General features: G+C 62.7%; 24 protein-coding genes. 12 read left to right on the forward strand and 12 right to left on the reverse strand.

Translation table 11 applies throughout. The features are described 5' to 3' along the window. Positions 1-37 precede the first annotated feature (37 nt). The 4 genes from HGO38_RS18570 to HGO38_RS18585 all read right to left on the reverse strand — a co-directional run bounded on the left by HGO38_RS18570 (position 38) and on the right by HGO38_RS18585 (position 5,046). Positions 38-1,549, reverse strand: coding sequence for an aldehyde dehydrogenase family protein (locus HGO38_RS18570; protein WP_250957402.1), 1,512 nt, complete (start codon positions 1,547-1,549; stop codon positions 38-40). Further along, on the reverse strand, positions 1,550-2,329 hold the full coding sequence (locus HGO38_RS18575) for an enoyl-CoA hydratase/isomerase family protein (protein ID WP_250957403.1): 780 nt from the start codon (positions 2,327-2,329) through the stop codon (positions 1,550-1,552). Then, positions 2,322-3,935: an acyl CoA:acetate/3-ketoacid CoA transferase gene (locus HGO38_RS18580; protein ID WP_250957404.1), complete on the reverse strand. Its 1,614-nt coding sequence runs from the start codon at positions 3,933-3,935 to the stop codon at positions 2,322-2,324. The genes HGO38_RS18575 and HGO38_RS18580 overlap by 8 nt, the downstream gene beginning before the upstream one ends. A 64-nt stretch (positions 3,936-3,999) precedes the next feature. Continuing rightward, positions 4,000-5,046 (reverse strand): LacI family DNA-binding transcriptional regulator, encoded by a 1,047-nt coding sequence (locus HGO38_RS18585; RefSeq protein WP_250957405.1) that lies wholly within the window; start codon positions 5,044-5,046, stop codon positions 4,000-4,002. 411 nt (positions 5,047-5,457) lie between these two features. Between HGO38_RS18585 and HGO38_RS18590 the strand changes: the two genes are divergently transcribed. Beyond that, positions 5,458-6,840, forward strand: a complete 1,383-nt coding sequence (locus HGO38_RS18590; RefSeq protein ID WP_250957406.1) for a sensor histidine kinase — start codon at positions 5,458-5,460, stop codon at positions 6,838-6,840. Beyond that, positions 6,837-7,511, forward strand: a complete 675-nt coding sequence (locus HGO38_RS18595) for a response regulator (RefSeq protein WP_250957407.1) — start codon at positions 6,837-6,839, stop codon at positions 7,509-7,511. The genes HGO38_RS18590 and HGO38_RS18595 overlap by 4 nt, the downstream gene beginning before the upstream one ends. 22 nt (positions 7,512-7,533) lie before the next feature. On the opposite strand, the gene HGO38_RS18600 is transcribed toward HGO38_RS18595, so the two are convergent. Together HGO38_RS18600 and HGO38_RS18605 are read right to left on the reverse strand one after the other, a co-directional pair. Next, positions 7,534-7,944 carry a hypothetical protein gene (locus HGO38_RS18600; RefSeq protein WP_250957408.1) on the reverse strand — a complete coding sequence of 137 codons (411 nt, stop codon included), beginning with the start codon at positions 7,942-7,944 and terminating at the stop codon, positions 7,534-7,536. Positions 7,945-8,057: 113 nt separating this feature from the next. Continuing rightward, a complete protein-coding gene (locus HGO38_RS18605; protein ID WP_250957409.1) occupies positions 8,058-8,402 on the reverse strand; it encodes a hypothetical protein in 345 nt (114 codons plus the stop codon). Between the two features lie 384 nt (positions 8,403-8,786). Here HGO38_RS18605 and HGO38_RS18610 point away from each other — a divergent pair, with 384 nt between their 5' ends. Then, positions 8,787-8,987 (forward strand): hypothetical protein, encoded by a 201-nt coding sequence (locus HGO38_RS18610; RefSeq protein ID WP_250957485.1) that lies wholly within the window; start codon positions 8,787-8,789, stop codon positions 8,985-8,987. A 24-nt stretch (positions 8,988-9,011) separates the two neighbouring features. Here the strand turns inward: HGO38_RS18610 and HGO38_RS18615 are convergent, their stop codons facing one another. Further along, entirely contained in the window at positions 9,012-9,917 is a 906-nt protein-coding gene (locus tag HGO38_RS18615; protein ID WP_250957410.1) for a LysR family transcriptional regulator, read from the reverse strand. 212 nt (positions 9,918-10,129) lie between these two features. On the opposite strand from HGO38_RS18615, the gene HGO38_RS18620 reads away from it, so the two are divergent. From HGO38_RS18620 to HGO38_RS18650, 7 genes are all read left to right on the forward strand, one after another. Then, positions 10,130-11,104: an ABC transporter permease gene (locus tag HGO38_RS18620; protein ID WP_250957411.1), complete on the forward strand. Its 975-nt coding sequence runs from the start codon at positions 10,130-10,132 to the stop codon at positions 11,102-11,104. Beyond that, positions 11,101-12,003, forward strand: a complete 903-nt coding sequence (locus tag HGO38_RS18625; protein WP_250957412.1) for an ABC transporter permease — start codon at positions 11,101-11,103, stop codon at positions 12,001-12,003. Before HGO38_RS18620 ends, HGO38_RS18625 begins: the two co-directional genes overlap by 4 nt. Positions 12,004-12,008: 5 nt before the next feature. Next, positions 12,009-12,983 (forward strand): ABC transporter ATP-binding protein, encoded by a 975-nt coding sequence (locus tag HGO38_RS18630; protein WP_250957413.1) that lies wholly within the window; start codon positions 12,009-12,011, stop codon positions 12,981-12,983. Beyond that, positions 12,980-14,041: an ABC transporter ATP-binding protein gene (locus HGO38_RS18635; RefSeq protein WP_250957414.1), complete on the forward strand. Its 1,062-nt coding sequence runs from the start codon at positions 12,980-12,982 to the stop codon at positions 14,039-14,041. Before HGO38_RS18630 ends, HGO38_RS18635 begins: the two co-directional genes overlap by 4 nt. Further along, positions 14,038-15,609, forward strand: a complete 1,572-nt coding sequence (locus tag HGO38_RS18640) for an ABC transporter substrate-binding protein (RefSeq protein WP_250957415.1) — start codon at positions 14,038-14,040, stop codon at positions 15,607-15,609. Before HGO38_RS18635 ends, HGO38_RS18640 begins: the two co-directional genes overlap by 4 nt. Positions 15,610-15,683: 74 nt before the next feature. After that, entirely contained in the window at positions 15,684-17,588 is a 1,905-nt protein-coding gene (locus HGO38_RS18645; RefSeq protein WP_250957416.1) for a CocE/NonD family hydrolase, read from the forward strand. Between the two features lie 7 nt (positions 17,589-17,595). Further along, positions 17,596-18,741 (forward strand): CapA family protein, encoded by a 1,146-nt coding sequence (locus HGO38_RS18650; RefSeq protein WP_250957417.1) that lies wholly within the window; start codon positions 17,596-17,598, stop codon positions 18,739-18,741. A gap of 8 nt (positions 18,742-18,749) precedes the next feature. On the opposite strand, the gene HGO38_RS18655 is transcribed toward HGO38_RS18650, so the two are convergent. From HGO38_RS18655 to HGO38_RS18675, 5 genes are all read right to left on the reverse strand, one after another. Then, complete coding sequence (locus HGO38_RS18655; protein ID WP_250957418.1) at positions 18,750-19,664, reverse strand: SMP-30/gluconolactonase/LRE family protein; 915 nt, start codon at positions 19,662-19,664, stop codon at positions 18,750-18,752. Between the two features lie 16 nt (positions 19,665-19,680). Further along, a complete protein-coding gene (locus HGO38_RS18660) occupies positions 19,681-20,631 on the reverse strand; it encodes an ABC transporter permease (protein WP_250957419.1) in 951 nt (316 codons plus the stop codon). Beyond that, positions 20,628-21,575, reverse strand: coding sequence for an ABC transporter permease (locus HGO38_RS18665; RefSeq protein ID WP_250957420.1), 948 nt, complete (start codon positions 21,573-21,575; stop codon positions 20,628-20,630). The genes HGO38_RS18660 and HGO38_RS18665 overlap by 4 nt, the downstream gene beginning before the upstream one ends. Then, on the reverse strand, positions 21,572-23,041 hold the full coding sequence (locus HGO38_RS18670; RefSeq protein ID WP_250957421.1) for a sugar ABC transporter ATP-binding protein: 1,470 nt from the start codon (positions 23,039-23,041) through the stop codon (positions 21,572-21,574). Before HGO38_RS18670 ends, HGO38_RS18665 begins: the two co-directional genes overlap by 4 nt. Positions 23,042-23,108: 67 nt before the next feature. Continuing rightward, positions 23,109-24,125, reverse strand: a complete 1,017-nt coding sequence (locus HGO38_RS18675; RefSeq protein ID WP_250957422.1) for an ABC transporter substrate-binding protein — start codon at positions 24,123-24,125, stop codon at positions 23,109-23,111. Positions 24,126-24,415: 290 nt separating this feature from the next. Here HGO38_RS18675 and HGO38_RS18680 point away from each other — a divergent pair, with 290 nt between their 5' ends. Further along, positions 24,416-25,666 (forward strand): sensor histidine kinase, encoded by a 1,251-nt coding sequence (locus HGO38_RS18680; RefSeq protein ID WP_250957423.1) that lies wholly within the window; start codon positions 24,416-24,418, stop codon positions 25,664-25,666. After that, a complete protein-coding gene (locus HGO38_RS18685; RefSeq protein WP_250957424.1) occupies positions 25,663-26,382 on the forward strand; it encodes a response regulator transcription factor in 720 nt (239 codons plus the stop codon). Before HGO38_RS18680 ends, HGO38_RS18685 begins: the two co-directional genes overlap by 4 nt. Positions 26,383-26,392: the final 10 nt, after the last annotated feature.

Below are 26,392 nucleotides of genomic sequence, written 5' to 3' on the forward strand. Positions count from 1 at the left end.
CCCTCCTCAGGCGTAGTCTCACTGCTGGCCGAGCCAGCTATTCGGTCTTCGGCACCCACCAATTGGTACGGCTGCCGATATGCATGTTGAGCGTCTTGGTTTCCGTGTAATCCTCGACGGCATGCAGGCCGAGTTCACGGCCGAGGCCGCTCTGCTTGTAGCCGCCGAAGGGAAGCTCGGACGCTCCATCCATGAAAGTGTTCATCCAGATTGTCCCCGCCTTGACCTTCCGGCCAATCGTCAGACAGGTATCGAAGTCCCGGCTCCAGACGCCGGCCGATAGGCCGTAGTCGATGGAATTCGCAATGGATATTGCTTCTGCTGCAGTGTCGAACGTCAGCACTGACAAAACAGGACCGAACACCTCCTCGCGGGCGACAGCCATATCCGGCGTTACACCGGACAGAATAGTCGGTGCCATGAACTGGCCCATGCCGAGGTCCAACCCACCGCCACCATGCGCCACTTCGGCACCGGTCTTCAAGGCGCCGTCGACGAAGCCGTTGATTTTCTCCAGGTGCTGCGGCGTGATGATCGCACCCACCTGCGTCGTCGGGTCCAGCGGATCGCCAACGCGAACCTTCTGCGCAAGCTCCGCCACGCGGCTGATGACGCTTTCGGCGATGGACCTGTGCAGGATCAGCCGCGACCCTGCATTGCAGCATTCCCCGGCGTTGAAATAGGCGCCGAACACCGCCGCATCGATGAACGCATCGAGATCCGCATCCGGGAAGACGATCTGCGGGTTCTTGCCGCCGAGCTCCAGCGACACCTTTTTCAGCGTCTGGGCCGCATTGGCCATGGTCAACCGGCCGACGCCGGTCGACCCTGTAAACGACACCACGTCGACGTGTGGATGGGAGGTCATGACCGCACCGACTTCCGGCCCCGTCCCGGTCACGATGTTCACGACGCCTGCCGGAACACCGGCCTCCAGAAGGATTTCACCCAGCACAACCGTCGAGCCGGAGGTCAGTTCGGAGGGCTTGACCACCGCCGTGCAGCCGGCAGCCAGCGCGAAGGGAAGCTTCTGCGCGACGATCAGGAACGGAAAGTTCCAGGGCGTAATAATCGAGACCACCCCGATGGCCTCGCGCAGCACGACGCCCAGGGTTCCGTCACCAAGGGTGTTGTAGCTTTCCCCATGCAGGCTTCGCGCCAGAGCGGCGGCATAGCGCCAGATATCGACAGAGCCAGCGATCTCGCCACGCACCTGGCTGATCGGCTTGCCGGCCTCGATCGCATCAAGGAACGCCAGTTCTTCGGAGCGGGCAGCAATCAGATCCGCCGCTTTGAGCAGGATGGCTGAGCGCTCCGAGGCCGTCAGGCGCGGCCAGGGACCCTCTTCGAACGCGTCGCGGGCAGCCTTGATCGCGCGCTCCGCGTCAGCCTTGCTGCCGGCCGCGACCCGGCTGACGACAACGCCATGGCTCGGCGCGATGCGTTCGATCGGCGCGCCCGTGCCCTGCTCCCATTTGCCGCCGATCAGCATGCCGAACTCGCGGGCCTTGTGATTGGCAAGCGCCGTTGGGTTCACCAGAACCGTCATTTACCATTCTCCCTTGAAGTGTGCGGGGCGCTTTTCCGTAAAGGAAAGAACGCCTTCCTTGAGATCGCCGGTCTTGGCCGCGAGGATCGAGCCAAGCGCCTCGACGGCGGCTCCGGTATCCTCGCCGCTTGCAGAAGCGATCATCAGCTTGACGATTTCGACCGCGGCTGGGCCGCGCGATGCGACGCGCTGCGCGTATTCGAGGGCGTGGGTGAGGGAGCCGCCCGTCGGCGCCACGTGATCGACAAGGCCGAGCAGCTTGGCGTCTTCGGCTCCGAAAACCTCACCGCCAAGTGCCATGCGACGCACAATCTGTGCGCCGAAACGCTTGACCAGCCGCTGGGTGCCGGACCAGCCGGGAACCATGCCAAGCCCCGTCTCCGGCAACCCGATGCGAATATGCTGTTCGGCGATGCGGATATCGGCGATCCCTGCCAGTTCCAGCCCGCCGCCAAGCGCATGGCCGTTCAGCGCCGCCACCAGTGGCATGCGCAGCGTTGCAAGGCGCTCGAACACGCGGTGCCCACGGCGCACCCAGGCGTGACCGAATTCCTCGGGGCGCATGCCGCCCCAGGCACGAATATCGCCACCCGCGGAAAAGCCCTTGCCTTCCCCCGTCAGCACCGCAACCCGGATATCCGGATCAGCTTCGATGGCATCGGCGGCACCGGAGAGTGCTGCGAGCATATCGAGATCAAGCGCGTTGAGCTTTTCCGGACGGCAGATCGTCAGGACGGCAACAGGCCCGTCTTTTTCGATGCGAACGGTTCCACTAGCCATGGGCGAGCCCCTCCAGCGTGCGGATGGGCTTTACCGGAAGCGAAAGGCCAATCGGCCCTTCGCCAAACAGGCTAGCATCCATGGTCTTGAGTTGCGGCGACACGATCAGCGGGAACTCGGCCTGGTCCAAGATATGGGATAGCAGGTCCACGCCGGGGGCGATTTCGGTCAGGACGATGCCGTCCGGCGTCAGCTTCATCACAGCGCGCTCCGTGACATAGGTGATATCCTGTCCCTGCTCGACGGCACGGCGGCCGGAGAAGGTGACATGTTCCACCTCGTTGACAAGCTTCTTCAGCTTGCCCTCCTTTTCGATCACCAGCTTCCCATCGCGGATGCTAAGCTTTGCGCCCGCATTGAACATGCCGGAAAACACGATCTTGCGCGCCCGCGCCGTGATATCGACGAAGCCGCCCGCCCCTGCCGTCACATGCGGACGGAAAGACAGCTTGGACACGTTGACTGATCCGTCGCGACCGATCTCAAGGAAGGACAGAAGCGATGCATCAAAGCCCGCGCCCTGAAAATAGGTGAACTGATAGGGCGACGGCATGAAGGCATCGGCATTGGAGGCGCAGCCAAAGGCGAAGTCCAGAAGCGGCACGCCCCCCACGGCGCCCTGCTCGATCACCCAGGTGACGGAGCCGTGAAGGCCTTCTTCCAGAAGGATGCGCGGCACGTTCGCCGAAATGCCGAAACCGAGATTGACGCAGCTGTCCGCTTGAAGCTCCTGGGCAACGCGCCGGGCGATGACCTTCTGGATATTGAACTCCGGCACACGGAAGGACGACAGCGGACGCATCAGTTCGCCCGAGATCGCCGGGTCATAATCCGTCTGGGTCGTCTGCTTCTGGTCCGGATCAACGACGACATAGTCGACGAGCATGCCCGGAACCCGCACGTCATGCGGCCGCAGCGAACCTTCTTTGGTAATGCGCTTGACCTGCGCAATGACGATGCCGCCATTGTTGCGGGCAGCAAGCGCCTGATCGAGCCCGCCGAGATAGGCGCCCTCATGCTCATAGGTGAGGTTGCCCCGTTCATCAGCCGTGGTTGCGCGGATGATCGCCACCTTCGGGACGATGACCGGGAAGAACAGCCATTGCTCGCCAGCAAAGGTGATGCGCTCGACAATGGGTTCGGCGGTGGCCGCTTCATTCATCGCGCAGCCCTGACGGGCCGGATCGACGAAGGTATCGAGGCCGACCTTGGTGATGACGCCCGGCCGCTTGGCCGCCGCCTCGCGATGCATGTCGAACAGGATTCCGGATGGCACGTTGTAGGCCGGGATTTCGTTGCCCGTCACCATCTGCCAGATCAAGGGCGGTTCCGAGGTGGACGGACCGGACGGATAGGATCCACCGATGATCTTTTTCAGCAGACCCTTGCGCGCGATGTGGTCGACGCCCTTGATGCCGCTCATGTCGCCGGCGGCAATCGGATGCAGCGTCGTGATGTCCTTGGGATGGCCGGTCTGTTCGAACCGTTCGCCGATCGCCTTCAGCATGAGATCGGGGCAGCCGAGACCGCTCGACGACGAGACCGAAACGATGGCTCCGTCGGGGATAAGGGCAGCAGCCTCTGCGGGAGTGATATGCTTGCTCATGATCAAACTCATATTCCAGATTGAATATTCACGGCGCAGAGTGCCGGTGATGGCCAACGGATCGTCATAGCGGCGCCTCCGCACTGCCCCTGACCGTGGCGCCGCAACTTTCCCGTACGATCAGACGAACGGCGGTGGTGACGGACTCGGCTTCGACTTTTCCGGCATTGATCTGCTTCAGCAGAAGCTGGGCCGCTTTCTGCCCCATGCCCTGCGGATCCACGGAAACCGTCGTGAGCGACGGAACGGCAGTCTTTGCCTCGATCACATCGTCGAAACCGACCACCCCGAATTTAGGCCCGGCCTCAAGGCCCTGCACCCGCAATCCGTCGCAGACACCGAAGGCAACGGCATCATTGAAGCAGACCGCGGCCGTCGGGGGCTCAGGCAGCTTCAAAGCTCGGCCGATCGCATCGACACCCCCTGCCCTCGACGCACTGGATGCAATCACATAATCCGCATGGAGCTCGTGCCCGACCGCCTGAAGGCCCTCGCAATAGCCGCGATAGCGCTCCTGGAAGACCATGATGTCCGGATAGCCGCCGAGAAACGCGATCCGCTTGTGGCCAAGTCCTGCCAGATGTTTCACACCTGCCAGCGTGCCCGCCGCATTGTCGGACACCAGCGACGAGCATTTGGCGCCTGGAATATTGCGAACGGCCGTGACAACCGGGATCCCGGCCTCCGTCACCGCTTTCAAGTCCAGAGCGGTCGTTTCCCTTGCCGGAGATATGATCAAGCCGGAAATTCCATGTTCGCGCATGGATGCGATGACTTCCTGCTGCCGATCCACCCGCTCCGCCGTATTGGCCAGGAACTGCACGAAGCCAGCCGACTGCACGACGGTGTCGACGCCCACTGCAAGCTCTGCGAAGAACCCGTTCGTCAGGTCGTTGACGACCATTCCGATGATCTTGGTATTGCCCGACGTCTGGCGCAGCGTCGCCGCACCCCGGTTATAGACATAACCCAGCTCCCGCATCACCACGGTGACCTTGGCGCGCGTTGCCTCATTGACGAGAGGCGACCCCTGGAGGACGAGCGAGACGGTGGATTTGGACACACCGGCAGCACGCGCAATATCGATGACCGTCACGCGTCCTTTCGCCATCGACCCCTCCCCAAGGATACTCTCCGTCCTGGAAAAGGGTTTATTGGAACGTTCCAAATCGGTCAAGCGATTTTTCTGCTGAAGCGCGTTGCATGAGATCCGAAAGATGACAGGAACGAAAGAAAACGGCTGCTGATGCGGTATCTCACGCACAGAATCTGGTTCCGACGCAGAGAGACCCCGTGGGAGTTGGATCGTTCCATATATTAGCGGGCGACCGGTGCCTGTATAGACTGATCTCAAGGGCTGCCGCTTGTTGCTCGGTTCGCTTGGAGAGATCATCGGCCGCCCTGACCGTCCGATGCCAATCTTCGAAGGGCTACGCTGCTTATCCGGGTGATCAGACTTTGGTCCCTATCCGGCGCCATGGGTCCGACTTCTTTGGGCCCGTGGAATGCGCTATGAACGAGCATGGAGAGAACATCGGACACCAAGGACGTGCGGGCACCGACTGGAGGCACAAGTCTTGCCCGGCAGTTCGTGCTGGCAGCAGCAGGTGTCCTTCTGTTCGGCATGTCGATGATCGGCTTCTGGGTGAGCGGGCGCATCGAAGATTCCGTCATCCACAACGCAGCGGCGGCAACGGCGCTCTACGTGGACAGCATCATTGCGCCGCTGACGCAGGAGCTGGCAAAATCCAATACCTTGGGCGAAGGCGCGCGTGTTGCGCTCACAGAGACGCTCTCCCAGGGCGTCCTCAGGGAAAAACTGATTGCCTTCAAGATCTGGAAGCCCGACGGCACGATCGTCTTCAGCAACGAGGATGGCGCGATCGGCAAGCGTTTCGAGATGACCGACGGGCTGGTGACGGCCAAGGCTGGACAGATCCATGCGGAATTCAACCAACTCGAAGGACCGGAAAACGAGGTTGAGCGCCTGAGCGGCCTTCCGCTGCTGGAAATCTACAGCCCGATCCGCGAACCCTGGTCCGGCGACATCATCGGCATCGCCGAGTTCTACGAGAACGGCGTCGATCTCAGCTCCGAACTGACCAGTGCGCGGCTGCAAAGCTGGCTGGTCGTCGGCGTGGTGACGCTGGTGATGTTCGCCTTGCTGTTTGGCATCGTCGCCCGCGGCAGCCGTCTGATCACCCGCCAAAGAGTGGCCCTCGACGAAAAGGTGGAAACGCTATCGGCGCTGCTGGCGCAAAACCAGGCACTGCGCCGCCGCGTCGACCAGGCGACCCATCGCACCGCCGACCTCAACGAGCGCTACCTGCGGCGTCTCTCGGCGGAGCTTCACGACGGACCGGCGCAATTGCTGGCCTTCGCGTCGCTGCGGCTCGGGTCGATCCTGCCGGCCGGATCGACCAATCAGGATGGTGAACGGGTCAAGACGGCACTGGACGATGCGATGCGCGACATCCGCAATATCTGCCGAGGCCTGACATTGCCCGAGCTGGACGGGCTCGGCGTCGAGGACGTCTTGAGGCGCGTCATCGCGGCGCATGAAAGCCGGACCGGAACGCGCGTCGCCTTCACCTGCGATCCCGCACTTCCCGACCTGTCGAAAGCCGAGAAGATCTGCGCCTATCGCTTCGTCCAGGAAACGCTCAACAATGCCGCCCGCCACGCCGCCGGCATCGGTCAGCAGGTGACGGCCTCGGCGGCGGGCAGCGGGATCGAGATCACCGTCAGCGACAAGGGGCCGGGATTTAATCGGCGCACAGCCGGTGAAGGCCTCGGTCTTCTGGGGCTTGAGGAACGGATTGCCGGTCTCGGCGGAAAGCTCGACCTCGATTCGCAAAACGGCGCGCGCCTGACGATGCGCCTGCCAGGGAACACAGGACCATGACCGAACATACCATCCGCATCCTCGTCGTCGATGATCATCCGATGTTTCGGGACGGTGTTTCGAGAAGCCTTTCGGAACAGCAGGACCTTGAGGTCTGCGGCGAGGGCGCGTCCGCCGACGAGGCGATCCGGCTTGACCGGCAGCTGAAGCCCGACGTCATCCTGCTCGATCTTTCCATGCCGGGCGGCGGCCTCAATGCCCTGCGCCTTATCCTCGAACAGTCCCCTGACGCCCGGGTCGTCGTGCTGACGGCATCGGAGGCCGACGAGGATGTGCTGATGGCGCTGAAGTCCGGTGCGCGCGGCTATGTGCTGAAAGGCGTTCCCGCCACGACGCTGATCGAGGTGGTGCGCGGTGCGATGGCGGGGGAAAGCTATGTGTCGCCGGCGCTTGCGGCCCGCATCCTGGCGGAGCTGCGCATAGTGGCGCCGGTGGTTCATGGCTTGGAGAAGGGCGACAGCTCGCAGGACATGCTGGCGAGCCTGACGCGCCGCGAGGAGGAAATCCTCAAGCTGGTCGCGGCCGGCAACAGCAACAAGGAAGTCGCTCGGCGGCTCGACCTGCAGGAAAAGACGATCAAGCACCACATGACCCGGATCCTGCAGAAGCTGAATGTCCGCAACCGGACAGAGGCCGCCATGCTGCTGCGGGACGCTGGCCAACGCTCCTGACCGCGCCTGGCATGAGCGCGCTCTAGAATTTCTGGTAGTCGGCCGTCCTGGCTTCGCGGTTGATCACCAGCCGTCCGGCCGGGTCGAACACCTGGTATCGCCCATTGCGGATCTGCGCAAGCCAGCCCCCGTCATAGGTATGACGGCGCTCCTGTGCGTCCTTGTCGCCGCTGCCACGCGCAGAATCGTCGCTTCCGCCATTGTCATCCCTATCATTGTCATTGTCGTCGTCGTCGCCGCTGCCCTTGCCGCTGTGCCCTCCCGAGTCGGAATCATCCGAGCTTGAATGATCGGAGCCCGAGTGATCCGAGCCGGAGTCGCTGGAACCGCCATCCTTTGCCCACACGCCATGCGGCAATGCCAGGAGGGTAAGGACCGCAACCAGCAGTACTGCCGCAAAGGCTCTACCACGAAATCGAAGATCATTCGCCAACGCGTCTACTCCGTACCACTGGACGATTTTGCAATCGGATCACCGACGCACCCGAAAGGCTGCGCCGGTGGATTGAATCAGGTGTGGATCTTTGTCCGCATCGCTCATTCGGCTCAGGCGCGGCGACCGCCGTGATCGTCGCCGGCTGCGTCGTCCGATCCGCGACCACGACGGTTGTGGCCTGGCTTATCATCCGCGCCGCGCCGTGCGACCTGCGTTTCGTCCAGCTTCAGCAGGAATGTATGGTTCGGGCCGTCGTCACGGCCGCGGCCGCGGCGGGTGTGGCCCGGCTTGTCATCGGCGCCTTTCCTGGCAACGAGGTCGTAGGGCTGAGCGAGGCGGGTTGTGCCTGCGACTCCGGTATCAAGCTCGCCGTTCAGGGCGGCACTGGCCGGGATGGCGGGGGATAGCATGGCCAGCACGATCGCCGAGCGCAGGACATATTGGGTTACCGACATTGTAGTGCTCCTCACATGGGTTTCGACCAGAGCCGAAGGTTGGTGCGAAAGGCCTTTGGCATCTCACAGCGACAAGATGCGCCCATGCGGCATGCCCTGTGAACGGCCCTGGGACCTTTGAGGGCGCCCCAGGGACCTTGGTCCGGTTTCGGATAGGGTTGTTGCAAAGGCCTGTCGTCGATCATCCGACGCCTGTCGACGATGGCGGCTGCGAAGCGACCTATCCGTTCATCGCCGACACGCAGACAGCATCAATCTGATCGCTGGTTGTCGTCGGCATCCATTTCATGCAGAAGAGGCCGGCAATGGCTCGATTTCTCAAAAGGGCCAGGCGACGCGAAACAGCCGTATGAGACAGGCATGGAGAGTCAAATTATAAAGATCATGGTCTTGCTGCACAGCGCCGATGGCGCTGACTGGCAGTCTCCGCCCAAGGGCACAAGCCTGAAGACATTGAGCGAAGCCGAGGAGCAGGGCTTCATCCAGATCCGCGGCGAATTTCAGAAACGACAATTCTGTTTGACAAAGCTCGGCATCGACCATGTCGAGCGCGACAAACGGCGTCTGGAAGCACGCAGGCTCTGAACCGGCCGAAATGGGCGATGGACGCTAGAGGCTCCTGTCGTCGAGACTCGGCCCGTGGCGGCGGAGTATCTCGATAAACGCTTCCGCGGTCCAGGACAGCGGCGCACCCGACAGCGTGATGATGCCATAGTCGGCGACCTTGTCCGGCAGGAAGGGCCGCATCGCGATGGCATCATTGCGGAAAAAGGCCGCGATCAGCGAGGGCACGATGGCAATGCCCAGACCCTGGGCTGCGCAGGCGCAGGCGGTTTCCACCGAGTGGACCTCCAGGCTGCAGCGATAGCTCGGCACGATGCGGCGCAGTTCGTGCTCCAACTCATTGCGGTTGATCCGCTGTCGTCCCAGCAAAATCAGGTCGTTGCGGGCCAGGTCATTGACGGTGATCGCCTCCTTGGCCGCCAGCGGATGATCAAAGGGCATCACGCAGGTCGTGCCGCTCTGGAACAGCGAGCGGGCATCAAAGGAATGCTCTTCCGTAGGCAGCCGCACGAAGCCGAGATCGGCGACGCGGCTGCGCACCATCCTCTCGATCGCATCATAGGGGCCGCTCAGGATCTCGACCGTGACCCGCGGGTGGTCCGCCTTGAAACGGGCCACCAGCGGCGGCAGCATGGTCGTCGTCAGGCTGTGGGGAAAGGCGATCCGGATCAGCGCCTCGCCGAACACGCCGGTGCGGATATCGCCGATCTTGTTGCGCAGCTTGGCTACACTGTCGGCCACCTCGTCGACTTCGCCGACCAGCAAATGCGCTTCCGGACGTGGCACCAGCCGACCCTTGTCGCGCAGGAACAGCTCGCGGCCGATTTCCTCCTCCAGCGCGGCCAGCTGCCGGCTGATCGCCGACTGCGACATGCCGAGTTCCGCCGCTGCCGCGATGGTCGAGCCGGTATCCATGATCGTCTTGAAAATTTCGAGCTGTTTGAAATTCATGGCGCCGATCCTAAGGCTGCCACCGTGGAAGGCAAGCCGCCGCGGTGTTATCCCGCATGCTCGGCGCAAAACGCATAGGATCATGCGCTTCACTCATAATATTGCGCGCTTTTTCCGGCCCGCTATCGTCACCTCAACAAAAGACAAAAAAGGGGTTCTCCGATGACATCTCTCTGTCCCCGTCTGCATCGATTCAGGCGGGAGTATCGCTTGTGACGGTTTTCATCATCCGCCGGCTGATGCAAAGCGTTGTCGTGCTGCTGATCACGGCACTCATCGTCTTTCTCGGCGTCTATGCCATCGGCGATCCGATCGAGATGCTGATCTCGCCCGATGCGAGCCCCGCTGAACGCGCTCAGGTTATCGTCTCGCTCGGTCTCGATAAGCCGCTTTGGCAGCAGTTCCTGACCTTTGCCTGGAATGCGCTGCATGGCGATCTCGGGCGCTCCTTTGTCTTCAATCGCCCATCCATCGCCCTGATCTTCGAGCGGCTGCCGGCCACATTGGAACTGACCCTCACCGGTCTGTTCATCGCCTTGGTCGTCGGCATCCCGCTCGGCCTGGTCGCCGGCCTGAAGCCCAATAGCGTCACCGACGAGGCGATCATGACCGGCTCCATCCTCGGCTTTTCCCTTCCGAGCTTCTGGCAGGGCATGATGCTGATCATGATCTTTTCGATCTGGCTCGGCTGGCTGCCCTCGACCGGCCGCGGCGAGGTCGGCAGTTTCCTGGGTCTGCAGTCCAGCCTGTTCACGATCGATGGCGTCACGCATCTGATCCTGCCGGCGATCAATCTCTGCCTGTTCAAGCTCTCTCTTGTCATACGGCTGACGCGCACCGGCGTGCGCGAGACCATGCCGCTGGATTTCATCAAATTCGCCCGCGCCAAGGGCCTGTCGGAGCGGCGGATCGTGCTGGTGCATGTGCTCAAGAACATCCTGATCCCGCTCGTCACCGTCATTGGCCTTGAGCTCGGCAGCATGCTGGCCTTTGCCGTCGTGACGGAGACGATTTTCGCCTGGCCGGGCATCGGCAAGCTGCTGATCGATTCCATCATGAGGCTCGATCGTCCTGTTGTGGTGGCCTATCTGCTGGTCATCGTCAGCCTGTTCATCTTCATCAATTTCGTGGTCGACATCCTCTATTCGCTGATCGACCCACGCGTCCGGCTGGGAGATGCGCAATGAGCGGCCATTTCCTCAACCTTCGCGACGACACGCTGGCCGGTCGTCTGGTCGGCGGTCTGCTGCAAAGCCCGAAGGCCACGATCGCGGCCATCGTCTGCCTGTTTCTCCTGCTGACGGCGCTCTTCGGTCCCTTCCTGACGCAGCAGGATCCCTACGATCTCGCCGTGCTGGATATTCTCGACTCCAAGCTGCCGCCCGGATCGCAAAGCATGGACGGCATGGTCTATTGGCTCGGCACCGACGGCCAGGGCCGCGACATGTTGTCGGCCATGGTGCACGGCCTGCGCACCAGTCTCGGCGTCGGCGTGTTTTCCGGCGTCGTGGCCCTGATGGTCGGCACCATGCTGGGTCTGATCGCCGCCTATTTCGGTGGCCGTATCGATGCGATGATCATGCGCATCGTCGACCTGATGCTCGGCTTTCCCACCATTCTCGTGGCGCTCATGCTGCTCGCCCTGCTGGGGCAAGGGGTGTGGAAAGTGGTGCTGGCGCTGATCCTCGTGCAATGGGCAACCTTTGCCCGCGCCGTGCGCGCAGCTGCCCTGGTCGAGAAGAACAAGGACTATATCGAAGCGGCCGTAACGCTTGGCATCGGCACTCCGCGCATCCTGTTCGGTCATCTCCTGCCAAACTGCCTGCCGCCGCTGATCGTGATCGGCATGCTCCAGGTCGCCAATGCCATCTCGGCGGAAGCCACGCTCTCCTTTCTGGGCATCGGCCTGCCGATTACCGAGCCATCGCTCGGGCTGCTGATTGCCAATGGCTATCAGGTGCTGATGTCGGGTGAATACTGGATGAGCGTCTATCCGGGCCTGCTGCTTCTGATCCTGGTGTTCTCCATCAATATCGTCGGCGATCGCCTGCGCGAAGTGCTCAACCCCCGGCTGGGCGAAAGGTGACCGCGATGACCAGACCCATTCTCGACGTCAGGAACCTCTCCACCCATTTCACCACCCGTCGCGGCACCATCAAGGCGGTCGACGATGTCAGTTTTGCCGTTGGCCAGCGTGAGATCGTCGGCCTGGTCGGCGAATCCGGCTCGGGCAAATCCATCACCGGCTTTTCGATCCTCGGCCTGGTCGATCCGCCCGGACGCGTTGCCTCCGGCCAGATCCTGTTCGATGGCCAGAATCTTTTGGACCTGCCCTCCCGATCGATGCGGCAAATTCGCGGCAAGCGGATTGCGATGATCTTCCAGGATCCGATGATGACGCTCAATCCGGTGTTGTCGATCGGGACGCAGATGATCGAGACGATCCAGGCCCATGAAACGGTCTCACGGGCCGAGGCGCGGGCCCGGTCGCGCGATACGCTGGGCCTGGTCGGCATCCCTTCGCCGGAGGAACGGCTGGATGCCTATCCGCACCAGTTTTCCGGCGGCATGCGGCAGCGTGTGGCGATCGCCATCGCGCTTCTGCATCGGCCCGACCTGATCATCGCCGACGAGCCGACCACCGCGCTTGACGTTACAATTCAGTCGCAGATCCTGTTCGAGATCAAACGGCTGGCCCAGGAGTTCGGCATGGCGCTGATCTGGATCAGCCACGACCTCGGTGTGGTCGCCGCCCTCGCAGACCGGATCATGGTCATGTATGCCGGCCGGATCGTCGAGGCGGGGCCGGTTGATGGCGTGCTGGCACGCCCGGCCCATCCCTACACATCCGGTCTCCTCAATGCGGTGCCCGCAGCCGTGCCGCGGGGCCAGCCTTTGCGGCCGATCCCCGGCATGGCCCCCTCGCCGCTCGACAGACCTTCCGGCTGTTCGTTCCGGGATCGTTGCGCGCGCGCCACCGCTGTCTGTGCGGCCGAACCTGCCCTTGAGCAGGCGGCCGACCGGGAGTGGCGCTGTTTCCATCCGCATGCAGGGAGGGCCGCATGACGACCCCGCTTATCGAGGCTGTCAGTGTCAGCCGCCGTTTTTCGCGCAAGCTGGACTATGCCGAAAAGATCGCCCGCGCCCTGGGGGCCAACCTGCAGGACCGCACGGTGCATGCGGTCGATGACGTCGATCTGTCCGTCATGCCGGGCGAAGTTGTCGGCCTGGTCGGCGAATCCGGATGCGGAAAATCGACGCTTGGGCGGATGATGGCCGGCATCATGCCGGTCAGCGATGGAGAGGTGCGCTGGAAGGGCAACGCCCTGCCGCTTCTCAAAGGCGAGGAAAAGCGGGCCGCCCGGCTCGCCGCCCAGATGATTTTCCAGGATCCGATGTCGACCCTCAATCCGCGCAAGCGCGTGATCGACCTCATTGGCGAAGCACCGCGGGTGCATGGCCTGGTGACCCGTCGCGAGACGCGCGACTACGTCGCGGACATCACCCGCCGGGTCGGGCTCGACCCCTCCTATCTCGACCGCTATCCGCACCAGTTCTCCGGCGGCCAGAGACAGCGCATCGGCATTGCCCGGGCGCTGGCGGTGAGGCCGGACCTTCTGGTTTGCGATGAGTCCGTGGCCGCTCTCGATGTCTCCATCCAGGCGCAGATCCTCAATCTGTTCATGGATCTGAAGCAGGAATTCGGGCTGACCTATCTGTTCATCAGTCACGATCTTGGCGTGGTCAAGCACATCTGCGATCGGGTGGTGGTGATGTATCTCGGCCGGATCGTCGAAAGTGCGGCGCCGGACGACCTCTTCGCCGCGCCGAAGCATCCCTATACCGAGGCCTTGATCCGGGAACTGCCGGAGATCGGTGATCGCAAGCGGGTTTTCACGCCGATCCGCGGCGAGATCCCGTCGCCGCTTCATCCCCCCGCCGGTTGCCATTTCCATCCGCGCTGTCCGATGGCGTTCGATCGCTGCCGCGTCGAGCGTCCGCGTCTTCAGGCGACGGGACCGGGACATGTCAGCGCCTGCCATCTCAACGATCCGATACCTGCACCAACCACCACACTGCCGGTCCAGCCGGTCACCATAACAAAGAAGGGAACAGACCTATGAACATCCGCTCATTTCTTCTCACCACTGCCGCCAGCACGCTGATTGCGCTGAGTGCTCAGGCCGCCGACCTGACGATCGGCAGCTCCACCGAACCATCGGCAATCGATCCGCAGTTCTCGCGGACTGGCAACAATCAGAACATCGCGATGCAGGTTTTCGACCGTCTGGTGCAGACCGATGCCCAGATTCATATCGAGCCGGCTTTGGCTGTGTCCTGGACCAATATCGATCCGCTCACCTGGCATGTGAAGCTGCGGGATGGCGTGACCTTCCATGACGGTGCGCCGCTGACCGCGGAGGACGTCATCTTCTCCCTGACCCGTGCCAAGGATATTCCCAACAGCCCGGCGCCGTTTTCGGGCAATGTTGCCGCCATCGACAGCATGAAGGCCCTCAACACCCTGACCGTCGAGTTCAAGACCAAGAAGCCGGCACCGGATTTCATCGAGCAGATCGGTTTCGTCTATATCGTTCAGAAGAAGGCGGCCGAAACCGCCACGATCGAGGATTTCAACAGCGGCAAGGCGGCGATCGGCACGGGCGCCTACAAGTTCAAATCCTGGACGCCCGGTGACAACCTGACGTTGACCCGCAATGAAAGCTTCTGGGGCCAGAAGCAGGATTTCGACACCGTCACCGTCAAGTTCATCTCCAATGACGCCTCGCGTGTTGCGGCCTTGCGCTCCGGAGCCGTCGATCTGATCGATGCCGTGCCGCCGGGCGACATCAAGACGATCGAAGGCATCGAGGGGCTGAAGGTCTTCTCCATCGCCTCGGCACGCATGATCTATATGGCCCTCGACAGCGCCCGCGACGTGACGCCCTTCGTCACCGACAAGGACGGCAAACCCCTCGAGAAGAACCCGCTCAAGGACAAGAACGTCCGAGCTGCTCTGTCGAAGCTCGTCAATCGCCAGCTGATCATCGACCGTATTCTCGACGGTTCTGCCGAACCGGCCGGTCAGTTGGTTCCAACCGGCGTCGCCGGCAATGATCCCTCGATCCCGACCCCGGCGTTTGATGCCGAAGGTGCCAAGGCGCTGTTGGCGCAGGCCGGTTATCCTGATGGCTTCGGCATTACCCTGCATACGTCAAACGATCGTTTCCCGGGCGATTCCGAAATTGCCCAGGCCCTCGGCCAGATGTTTGCCCGCGGTGGCCTCAAGGTGAACGGTGTCGTGGCCCAGCCCTACAACGTCTACACCAAAGCGGCATCGGCGCAGGAATTCAGCGCCTTTGTCTTCTCGCTCGGCAATTCGACGCCGACCTCTGCGACCGGTCTGCGCAATCTGCTGATGACCAACAACAAGGAGGCCGGCACCGGCTCTTTCAACCGCACGCGCTACAGCAATCCGGCGTTTGACGATCTGATGCGCACGGCCGTCGGCGAGTTCGATGAAACCAAGCGCATCGAACGGCTGCAGCAGGCAACCAAGATGGTGTTCGAGGATACGCCTGTCATTCCGCTCTACTGGCAGAAGGTCCATTGGGCCGGCAAGGCGAACCTGTCCTATGTCGCCAACATGACGGAAGACACAAGCGCCACCCTGACCACGCTGGCCAAATAATAAACGGGGAAACCAGCGGCGGCGCGCGTCTTGCGCCGCCGCCATGGCATCGCAGAGCATCCAAGGAACAGGCAATGAAGACCCTTAAGGCCACACGCTTCGAGGCGATCACCGACGACGTGATTGTCGAGCGGGACGTCATGGTACGAATGCGCGACGGCGTGCAGCTGGCGACCGATATCTATCGTCCGGCAGTGGCCGGCGTCGCGATTGCGGGGCGCTTGCCTGTCATCATGGAGCGCACCCCCTATGGCAAAGCGGAACGTTCGCGCTCGGAAATCGAGATCGGCATGGCCGCTCCGCTCAAACGCGAGGAGGTGGCCACCTTTTTCGTGCGGGCCGGTTATGTGGTGATCTATCAGGATTGCCGTGGACGCTACAATTCCGAGGGGCAATTCAGCAAATATATCTCCGAGGCCGAGGACGGCTACGATACGGCAAGCTGGCTGATCGAGCAGCCGTGGTCGAACGGCACATTCGGAACGATGGGCCTGTCTTATGCAGCCCATACGCAAGCTGCGCTTGCCTGCCTCAATCCGCCCGGTCTCGCCTGCATGGTCATGGATTCCGGCGGGTTTTCCAACGCCTTTCAATGCGGCATCCGCCAGGGCGGGGCGTTCGAGCTGAAACAGGCGACCTGGGCCTATAACAATGCCCGCGAAGCCAGCAAGGGCATCACCCGCGCGGCGATCGAGGCGGAAAACATCCAAGCCTGGTTCAAGGCCATGCCCTGGAGCGAGGGAGTGTCGCCCTTGCGCGCCGCGCCCGACTACGAGAGCTATCTGCTCGATCAGTGGCGCAGCGGCAGCTTCGACGACAGCTGGCGTCGCGTCGGCCTCTATATGGAGGGCTATTACGACACCTTCCCTCAGGTGCCGATCGTATTGATGTCGAGCTGGTACGATGCCTATGTGAAATCGACGCTCGACAACTATCGCGGCCTATCCGGCCATCCGGATCGGCCGCTGCGACTGATCATGGGGCCATGGCTGCACGGCAACCGGAATACGACCTTTGCCGGCGATGTTTCTTTCGGCGCCGAAGCGCCGCTTGGCGGCAATGTGATGGAAACCTGGCTCGGGTTTCGCCGCAGCTGGTTCGACCGTTTCCTGAAGGACGCGCAGGTCGATACCGGCGACGATCCGGTGGTCCGAGCCTTCGTCATGGGCGGAGGCTCGGGGCGGCGCAATGGCGATGGCCGCCTCGACCATGGCGGCCATTGGATCTCGGCCAGCGACTGGCCACTGCCCGGCACCGTGATACGCCGCTTCCACCTGCATGGTAACCGGCAGCTTTCCGAGGTTTCGCCAGCGGGCGATGTGCCGCCGCTGACCTATGACTATGATCCGAAGCACCCGGTGCCGAGCATTGGCGGCTCGCTGACCAGCGGCCAGCCGATTTTCGAGGGCGGCGGCTTCGACCAGCGCGAGGCGGACCAGTTTTTCGGCTCGGACAATCCAGGCCTGCCGCTGTCCGCGCGTGCCGACGTGCTTTCGTTCGAAACCGAGCCGCTTTTGGAAGACATGGTCGTCGCGGGCCCCATCAGTGTCGAGCTTTTCGTTTCCTCCGATGCGCTGGATACCGATTTCACGGCGAAACTCGTCGATGTCTATCCGCCCAGCGAGGACTATCCGGCCGGTTATGCGCTCAATATCACCGACGGAATCATCCGCTGCCGCTATCGCAATTCCTGGTCCAAGCCGGAACCGATCACACCGGGCGAGGTGTTTCGGGTGGTGATCGAACCTTTCGCGACGGCCAACCGGTTTGCCAGGGGCCATCGGATCCGGGTCGATATCGCCTCGTCGAATTTTCCGAAATACGACGTCAATCCGAACACGTTTGCACCGGAGGGCTACGGTCGAACAGCCAAGGTTGCCCGCAACAGCGTGTTCTGCGACGCTGCCCATCCGTCGGCCATCCTGCTGCCCATCGTCGGGCAGGATAGCCTGACACCATTGAAGCCACAGGCGAAGTAGCAGAACCATGCCGATTTCGATTGCCGTCACGGGACAGATCCTGCTGCACGAACCGCTCGACCTCACATCCCGTGGCGCTGAGGCCGTGCGGTCGTTTCTGGCAGCCGACGTGGCGGTTGCCAATCTGGAAGCGACGGTCGAGACGGCAGGCAGCTGGCCGACCAAGACGAAGACGCTGCATCTGGCCAGCGCCGCAGCGCTTGCGTCGCTGCGCGAGCTCGGTTTTCATGGGCTGGCGCATGCCAACAATCACGCTTTCGATCTCGGACCGCCCGGCATGGCGGCAACGCGACGGGCAGCGCAGGCGCACGGACTGGCGCTTGCCGGCAGCGGCGATACGATCGATGCGGCGGCCGCTCCGGCTGTTGTAGCGAGCCCGGCCGGCTCGCTTGCCCTGTTTTCGGTGGATCTCGGGCCCCAGCCCGAGATCGTCTATGCCGCGCCGGATCGCGCCGGCATTGCCCCCTTGCGGATGCACCGGACGGTGACGGTGACGCCTGCCGATTTCCATCGCCTTCAACAGATCATAGAGGCCCTTGGCGATGACCGTCGGTCCGCGGCGCGCTCGGCGGTTGGCTACCAGGCGCAGACCGATAGCGGATTGGATGTCTTCGGCACCAAAGTCCAGCAGGGGGACGCCACCGGTGCCGACTGGGCGCCCAACGCCGCCGACCTTGAGCGACTTGTTGCCGGCATTCGAAACGCCCGGCTGGCCGGCCATCTGGTTGGCATAGCCCTGCACAATCATCACTGGGATGCGGACTGGACGCAGACACCCGCCTGGCTTACCGATCTCGGTCGGCGCCTGATCGACAAGGGCGCGAGTTTCATTCTGGGCACCGGCGCTCCCGTCATGCAGCCGGTTACCTTTTACCGGGAACGACCCATTATCCCCGGCCTCGGCAATTTCGTGTTCCACACGCGCCGCCCTCTGACCTATGACGCTAGGGGTGTTGACGTCTGGCGCAGCGCGGCGATCCGCATGCAATTCGACGACACGGGATCCTGCACGCGCCTCGATGCCCTGCCGATTGCCGTCGGAAGGCCGGCGCTTACAGATGGAAAGCCGGAAGCACCGGTTCCGCTTGGCGATGCCGACGCCGATCAGATCCTGAAACGGCTGCTACCGGAGGGCTCCGGAAGACCAGGCTAGATCACTGTCTAAGGCCGGCTCGCCCCGGCGACCGTGACGTAGATGGAATAAAGCGACTGTGTCGCGGTGATAAACAGGCGATTGCGGCGGGGACCGCCGAAGGTCAGGTTGGCGACCACCTGCGGCACCAGGATCTTGCCGATCAGCGTGCCGTCCGCGGCAAAGCAGTGCACCCCGTCGGCGGCGCTGGACCAGACATTGCCATCGACATCGACACGCAGGCCGTCCGGTATGCCCTTGTCAATATGGCAGAAGACCCGGCCGTTTATCAGCGTGCCGCCCTGCTCGACCTCAAAGACACGGATATGGCGGGGGGCGGTGTCGTCATGGCTGGCGCCGCTGTCGGCAATGTAGAGCCTGCTTTCATCCGGCGAAAAGGCCAGTCCGTTCGGCTGCAGGAAATCACTGACAACGGCCGTCAAAGCGCCCGAGACCGCGTCCAGCCGGTAGACATTGCGGGTCGCCAGTTCCGGTGCTGTTTTGTAGCCCTCGTAGTCCGACAGGATGCCGTAGGTCGGATCGGTGAACCAGATGCTGCCATCGGAATGCACGACCACGTCGTTTGGAGAATTCAGCCGCTTGCCCTCAAAGCTATCGGCCAGCATGGTCACCGTGCCATCCGGTTCGGTCCGCGTGACGCGGCGCGTGCCGTGTTCGCAGGAGACGAGGCGGCCCTGCCGGTCGCGGGTGTGGCCGTTGGCAAAATTTGAAGGGTAGCGATAGACCGAAACCTGTCCATCCGGCGTCCAGCGCAGCATGCGCTGGTTGGGAATGTCGCTCCACAGAAGCTGCTGCGCGTCATCGAACCAGACCGGGCCTTCGGCCCAGCGGCAGCCGGAATGCAGTTCCTCAAGGGCGGCACTTTCGACGATCAGCGCTCTGAACCGCGGGTCATGGATTTCATACAAGGGGGATTCGGGCATGGGCATGATCCGCAATTCAGCGTTGGTTTGGATTTCGACCACCGGCAACGACGATGACGGCGATGATGATGAGGCCTGTCATGACAAGGCGAATGCCGGCTCCGGCGCCATAGGTGTTGAGCATGGACACCACCAGGAACATGAAGAGCGATGCGCCCCAGATGCCCGGCACGTTGCTGTCGCCGCCGGCCACCGCCGTGCCGCCGATGACGACGACGGCGATCGACATCAGCAGATATTCCGAGCCCATGTTGAGGGCCGCACCGCCGGAAAAGCTCGCCAACAGATAACCGCAGAGGGCCGCCAATACGGCGCACAGGATATAGGTGACAAAGCGCGTGCCATCAACCGGGATTCCGGCCATGCGCGCCGCGCGGATATTCTGGCCGATGGCGGCGATCCAGCGGCCGTAGACGGTTTTCTGCAGCAGAACGAAAGCCAGCACGGACAGAACCAGCGCCACAAGAGCGACATTGGGAATGCCGGCGGTCGTTTCCGTCGTGAAATTGGCAAGCGCCTCGGGCGGCTTGATCCGCAGACCACGATTGGTCCAGATGGCCGTCGACTGGACGATGAAGCTCATCGACAGGGTGGCAATGATCGGCGGGATCTGCAGCAGCTTGATCAGCGCGTAATTGCCGATGCCGACCGCGATGCCGATGCCGATCGCCACGGCAAGGCCGGGCAGGATCATCGAATTGTCGACATTCATGAATTTCAGCGCCACCGTCCCGGCCAGCGTCATCGTCGCCGGGACACTAAGATCGATATTGCCGGGACCAAGGGTGATGACGAACATCTGCCCCACGCCGACCAGGATGGAGAAGGCGGCAAAGGTAAGGGCTGCCTGACTAAGGCCGACAGTGCTGGCGCCGCCGGTAAACAGGATGGTCGTCAGCCAGACGACAAGGGCGGCGACACAGGACCAGATCCACGGTTTGCGGGTAAGAGAGCCAAGGAAGGTCATGGGCGCTTACTCCGTCTTTCAAGCCGATTGAGCAGTAGCCGCAGACCCAGCACGACGATCAGGATCGCACCTTGCGCACCGATCTGCCAGTCCGGCGAGATGCGCAGGAAGGACAGGAACGAGCCGGCCAGCGTCAGGGTCAGCGCGCCGATGACGGCGCCGATCGGCGAGATGCGGCCGCCGGTGAACTCGCCGCCGCCGAGAATGACACCGGCGATCGACAGCAGCGTATAGCGCAGGGCGATATTGGCGTCGGCCGAGGTCGTCAGGCCGACAAGGGAAATACCGGCAAGAATGGCAAAGACGGCGGCCAGCCCATAGGTCGCGGCGCGGGCGCCAAGGATCGACCAGCCGGCCCGCTCCACCGAGCGGGCATTGCCGCCGACGCCGCGCAGGATCACACCGAAGGAGGAACGCATGATCAGGAAATGCGAGACCGCCGCGATGATGATGCTAGCAATGATCGCCATGGGCACAAAAGGTGGCTTGGAGATCATCACGGCGCGCGCCCATTCCGGGGCCTGGCCGCCTGGCGCCGGCAGGATCAGCACCGCCAGCCCGCCCCAGACGAAGCTCATGCCGAGCGTCACAACGATCGAGGGCAAGTTGCGCATATGGATCAGCACGCCAAGCGCCGCATAGGTGGCGATGGCGCCTAAGAGAATGAGGATACCGAGGAAGGGCGTCGCCTGCAGGAAGGTCGCCGCGACACAGGCGACGAAGCTCACGAAGGTGCCCATCGACAGGTCGAGATCGTTGACCGTCATGATCAGCATCTGGGCGATCGTGGCCAGCGCAATCGGCACGGCGAGATTGAACAGCAGGTTGAGACCGACATAGCTCATGGCGCGCGGCTGCAGGTAGAAGACGGCGATCAGCAGGACCGTCAGCGACAGGGCCGGAATGATCAGCCGGATCGTATCAGGTGACAGGATTTTCCTCATGCCGCTGCCCCCATGAAGGACGCCGCGAGAATGTTCTTCTCCGTCACATCCTCACCCCTTAGTTCCGCGACGATGGCGCCATTGTTGAAGACATAGACGCGGTCGCACAGGCAGACCTCGTCCATTTCAGTCGAATACCAGATGAAGGTGCGGCCCTTTTCGGCTTCAGCCCGAAGGATGGCATAGACCTCCTGCTTGGTCCCGATATCGACGCCGCGCATCGGATCGTCCATCAGAATGGTCGGGGCTGATGTCGCCAGCGCCCGGCCGAACAGCACCTTCTGCTGGTTGCCGCCCGAAAGCGACAGGATGGAATTGCCGATATCGGGGGTGCGGATTTCCATGCGGTCTTTCCACGCCTGCCCTAGCGCTGCTTCCGCCGGCTCGTCCAGCAAGCCCGCGCGGCCGGCGAGATCCCGCAGAGGGGCGATCGACAGGTTCTTCAGAATGCTCCACAGCGGGAATACGCCGTTCAGCGCCCGGTCACCGGCAATGAAGGAGACCTCGGGCGTGCGGCTGTTGAACCAGCTTCCGGTGCGCGACAGATAGAGATCGACCAGCGCATCGGTCTGGCCATGGCCGCCGAGCCCGGCCAGGCCGACGATTTCCCCGGCGAAGGCTTTGAAGGGCAATCCCTTGCCACGACGGGGTGGCGCCGCCAGCAGCGGCGTGAGGGCTTCGGTCGATCTCATCGGCTTTGCCGCCTTGCTGCCGGCGACAACGCTGCCCATGGCGGAGACCAGGCTGTGTTCGTCGAATTCCGCGGCTAGGCGCTCCGTGACGATCCGGCCGTCCTTCATCACGATGATGCGGTCGGCGGCCGACAGGATTTCGCCGAGAATATGCGAGATGAAAATCACCGACCCACCACTGTCGACAAATGTCCTGACATAGGCGAGCAGTTGCGTGGCAAGGCTGGCATCGAGCGACGAGGTCGGCTCGTCGAGGATGACAAGCCGCACCGGCTGGGACACCGTTGAGAAGGCCGTGGCGATCTCGACCATCTGCCGCTGCGAAATGGAGAGATCGCCGACCGGAGTCGCGGGATCTATGCCATGCCCGGGAAAAATCTCGTCGAGCTTGGCACGGATGATGCCGGCCGCCCGGCGGCGCCAACCCCAGCCGGTCAGGGACCGGTGCATGACGCGGGTGTTTTCGATCACCGTCAGGTTGGGGCAGAGCGACAGTTCCTGGAAAACGCAGCGTACGCCTTTGGCGCGGGCAGAGGCGATGGCGTAGCCGGGCACAGGCTGGCCATGGCAGCTGATCGTGCCCGACTGCGGCGTCAGCCCGCCATTGATGACGTTGACGATCGTCGATTTGCCGGCGCCGTTATGGCCGACCAGGCCGATGCATTCGCCGGCTTCAATCCGGATCGTCACACCGTCGAGCGCCTTGACCGCGCCGAAGTGAACTTTGGCATCGGTGACCTCGATCACTGGGTGCCGCTGGGCCTTGTCTGTCATGCTGTCTGTTCCCGCAGGAGAAACGGTCCCGCCGCTCCCGAAGGAGGGCGGAACCGCAGGGAGGATGTCACTTCGCTTCAGCGATGACTTTCTCGGCGTCGGCCTGGGAATATTCGACATTGGCCACGCCGCCTTCCTGGGTCGTCGCCAGGCTGGCATCAAGCGTATCCTGGCTGATGCTGAGGAACGGCACGACCAGGTCCTTCTTGACGTCCTTGCCGTCGAGGATCTGCTGGGCGACCCAGAAGGCCAGCGTCGACACACCAGGCGCGATCGACACCGACATGGTCTCGTAGCCGTTGGCGTCCTTCTGTTCCTTCCACCATTTCAGCTCGTCCTGGCGGTTGCCCATGACGATGGTCGGCATGGGCCGCTTGGCGGCGGCAAAGGCCTGCGCCGCACCATAGCCGTCTCCACCCTGGGTTGCCACGGCGGCGATTTCGGGCAGGCTCGGCAGGATGCCGGCAACGGCCTTCTGCGCCACGTCCTGCGCCCAGTCGCCATGCACGGAGCCGACGATCTTGAACTGCGGGAATTGCTTGACGCCCTCGTGAATGCCGGCCGAGATCTCGTCATCGACGAAGACGCCGGCCAGACCGCGGATTTCCAGCACATTGCCGCCGGCCGGGATCTTCTTCGACAGGTATTCGATCTGGCTGCGGCCCATTTCCTTGAAGTTGACGGCGATGCGCCAGGCGCAGGGCTCGGTGACGATGCCGTCGAACGACACGACGGTAATGCCGGCGTCGCAGGCTTCCTTGACCGCGCCGTTCAGCGCCGTCGGCGAAGCGGCATTGATGACGATCGCATCATAACCCTGCAGGATCATGTTCTGGATCTGGGCGGCCTGTTCGGTCGCCTGGTTTTCGGCCGTCGTGAACGGGTCGGCTGCCGCGACGATGCCGGACTTGACGGCTTCGCCGGTCACCTTTTCCCAGCTGGTCAACATGGCCTGGCGCCAGGAGTTGCCGGCATAGTTGTTGGACAATGCAATCTTCTTGGCCGAGGTTTCGGCCATGGCCTGGATCGGCATGACGGCGAACGCAAGCGCGGCCGATGCCAGAAGCACCTTATGGAATGTCATCTCTCTCTCCCTGTTGATCCAGCCTCATCGGACCGGATCCTGTCATCCTGCCCGTGGCGGGCGGATGCGCCTTTTTGTGAACTGCCGAGCTTCCTCCTCTCAGCCGGGACAGGATGATATAGAAGAAGGAGATTGTATAGGAACTTCAAGGCAGCGACTTTGCGGTTTGTGCTGTAGATGGTGCGGGATCACGCAGGACGTGACGCGCCGCTCGGCGCTTAGTAGGGATAAGAGGAGACCTGGGTTATAGCTGTGGAGGCAGCGGACGCCACGGGGAGGAGAACATCACCATGCTGAAGATGGCGCCCACAGCGCTGCTCGACCATTATCTCGGCATATCGCGCCTTCTGGCCGGTCAGCTCGAGTTCCGCTCGGCCATCCGGGCTGTGGCCAAGGAAATCTCCCATATCATTCCCCACGATCACCTCGACGTCTGCATCATCATGCACGGCGGCAAATACCATACGGCCTATGAAACCGGGCTGGAGACCGCCTGGAGCACCCACCCGCCGGCGCTTGTGTCGGGCAGCCCGATCCGCACCCTGCTCTGGGGCGAGGTCACGCATATCCTGACGGACGACGCTTGCCGCGATCCGCGCTTCAATTTCGAAGGCGCCTTCGTGCGCCCGGTCTTCGACCAGGATCTGCGCAGCCGCATCCATGTGCCCTTGAAAGTGGAGGGTGACGTGATCGGTGCGCTCAGTTGCTCCTCCCATGAGACCGCTGCTTACACCATGGACGACATCGCCAATGCGCATTCGATCGCCGACCTGCTGTCGCCCTATTTCTTTGCGCTCAGGGCCGCCGAGCAGGCGCAGCGCTCGGCGATCGTCGAGGCCGAGGCCCGGGCCCGCGAGGAGGGCCTGCGGCTCGGTGCGCTGAATCTTACCGAAGCGCTGGAGCGAGAGCGGCAGCGCATCGGCATGGACCTGCACGACCAGACGCTGGCCGATCTGACGCGCCTGTCGCGCCGGCTGGAACGGCTGGCGCACGAGACGGAGGTGCCCGGCGAAGCCCTGGAGCCGCTGGCGCGCGGGCTGCAGCATTGCATGCAGGACCTGAGACAGATTATCGAGGAGGCCAAGCCCTCCGTGCTGCAGCTGTTCGGTTTTGTGCAAGCCGTTGAAAACCACCTCGACCGCTCGGTGCGCGACAGCGGTCTGTCGATCCTGACGGAACTGGTCGACGAGACCGACGGCGTCATCGACAGTCTCGACCAGACCGTCTGCGTGGCCCTGTTTCGCATCATCCAGGAAGCGATCAACAATGCCGTGCGGCACTCCCAGGCCGGCCGGATCACGGTGCGGATGCGCGAGGTCGGCGGTGGCATTTCGATCCAGGTCGGCGACGACGGCATCGGCATCGAGAAACGGCGGCGGCGCAATGGCGGCGGCATCGACAACATGAAGACCCGGGCGCGGCTGATCTCGGCCAAATTTTCGATCAGCGCCGGACACGACACGATCGGCACCGTTGTCGGCATCCATCTGCCGGTCGCAGCCGGAGCCCGGCGTATCTTGAACCAGAGGAGCGATGCATGAAGGTTCTCATTGTCGAGGATGATCCCCTCCACCGCTCCTACCTGCATGAGGCGGTGTGCGCCGCCTTGCCGGAATGTGAAACGGTGATCGAGGCCGAAAGCGGCAATGCCGGTGAGAAGCTGGCACGGGACCACAAATCCGCGCATATCGTCATGGATCTGCAGATGAACAATCGCAATGGCATCGAGGCAGCACGCACCATCTGGAAAGAGCGCCCCGATACCCGCATCCTGTTCTGGTCCAACTATTCCGACGAAGCCTATGTGCGCGGCGTGTCGCGCATCGTCCCGGACGGTGCGGCCTATGGCTATGTCCTGAAGTCGGCCTCGGACGAGCGGTTGAGGCTTGCCCTGCGCAGCATCTTTGTCGAGGCGCAATGCGTCATCGACCGTGAAGTGCGCGGCATGCAGCAGAAAAGCCTCGGCCAGGCCAAGGGCTTCAGCGACACCGAATATGAGATCCTCATCGACATCGCGCTGGGTCTTACCGATCGCGCCATTGCACGCCGCCGCAATCTGTCGCTTCGCAGCGTTCAGAACCGGCTGCAGCAGCTCTACGAAAAGCTCGGCGTCTACCAGGCGCCTCTTGAAGACCATGACGAAAGCCGGTTCAATCTGCGGGCCCGCGCAGTGACCGTCGCCCTACTGCGCAAACTGCTCAACTACAGCGCGCTCGAGCGGGCGGAAGCCGAGCTGGAGGAATGGCTGGCGCAGTGACCACCTGGGC

Source organism: Rhizobium sp. CG5, from assembly GCF_023701945.1.
GTDB lineage: Bacteria > Pseudomonadota > Alphaproteobacteria > Rhizobiales > Rhizobiaceae > Allorhizobium.

Coding starts and splice junctions, on each gene's coding strand:
- HGO38_RS18580 (WP_250957404.1), bottom strand. CDS start 3,935: ATGAGCAAGCATATCACTCCCGCAGAGGCTGCTGCCCTTATCCCCGAC.
- HGO38_RS18590 (WP_250957406.1), top strand. CDS start 5,458: ATGGAGAGAACATCGGACACCAAGGACGTGCGGGCACCGACTGGAGGC.
- HGO38_RS18675 (WP_250957422.1), bottom strand. CDS start 24,125: ATGACATTCCATAAGGTGCTTCTGGCATCGGCCGCGCTTGCGTTCGCC.
- HGO38_RS18625 (WP_250957412.1), top strand. CDS start 11,101: ATGAGCGGCCATTTCCTCAACCTTCGCGACGACACGCTGGCCGGTCGT.
- HGO38_RS18665 (WP_250957420.1), bottom strand. CDS start 21,575: ATGAGGAAAATCCTGTCACCTGATACGATCCGGCTGATCATTCCGGCC.
- HGO38_RS18645 (WP_250957416.1), top strand. CDS start 15,684: ATGAAGACCCTTAAGGCCACACGCTTCGAGGCGATCACCGACGACGTG.
- HGO38_RS18595 (WP_250957407.1), top strand. CDS start 6,837: ATGACCGAACATACCATCCGCATCCTCGTCGTCGATGATCATCCGATG.
- HGO38_RS18635 (WP_250957414.1), top strand. CDS start 12,980: ATGACGACCCCGCTTATCGAGGCTGTCAGTGTCAGCCGCCGTTTTTCG.
- HGO38_RS18610 (WP_250957485.1), top strand. CDS start 8,787: ATGGTCTTGCTGCACAGCGCCGATGGCGCTGACTGGCAGTCTCCGCCC.
- HGO38_RS18615 (WP_250957410.1), bottom strand. CDS start 9,917: ATGAATTTCAAACAGCTCGAAATTTTCAAGACGATCATGGATACCGGC.
- HGO38_RS18570 (WP_250957402.1), bottom strand. CDS start 1,549: ATGACGGTTCTGGTGAACCCAACGGCGCTTGCCAATCACAAGGCCCGC.
- HGO38_RS18670 (WP_250957421.1), bottom strand. CDS start 23,041: ATGACAGACAAGGCCCAGCGGCACCCAGTGATCGAGGTCACCGATGCC.
- HGO38_RS18585 (WP_250957405.1), bottom strand. CDS start 5,046: ATGGCGAAAGGACGCGTGACGGTCATCGATATTGCGCGTGCTGCCGGT.
- HGO38_RS18680 (WP_250957423.1), top strand. CDS start 24,416: ATGCTGAAGATGGCGCCCACAGCGCTGCTCGACCATTATCTCGGCATA.
- HGO38_RS18660 (WP_250957419.1), bottom strand. CDS start 20,631: ATGACCTTCCTTGGCTCTCTTACCCGCAAACCGTGGATCTGGTCCTGT.
- HGO38_RS18650 (WP_250957417.1), top strand. CDS start 17,596: ATGCCGATTTCGATTGCCGTCACGGGACAGATCCTGCTGCACGAACCG.
- HGO38_RS18655 (WP_250957418.1), bottom strand. CDS start 19,664: ATGCCCGAATCCCCCTTGTATGAAATCCATGACCCGCGGTTCAGAGCG.
- HGO38_RS18630 (WP_250957413.1), top strand. CDS start 12,009: ATGACCAGACCCATTCTCGACGTCAGGAACCTCTCCACCCATTTCACC.
- HGO38_RS18605 (WP_250957409.1), bottom strand. CDS start 8,402: ATGTCGGTAACCCAATATGTCCTGCGCTCGGCGATCGTGCTGGCCATG.
- HGO38_RS18685 (WP_250957424.1), top strand. CDS start 25,663: ATGAAGGTTCTCATTGTCGAGGATGATCCCCTCCACCGCTCCTACCTG.
- HGO38_RS18575 (WP_250957403.1), bottom strand. CDS start 2,329: ATGGCTAGTGGAACCGTTCGCATCGAAAAAGACGGGCCTGTTGCCGTC.
- HGO38_RS18640 (WP_250957415.1), top strand. CDS start 14,038: ATGAACATCCGCTCATTTCTTCTCACCACTGCCGCCAGCACGCTGATT.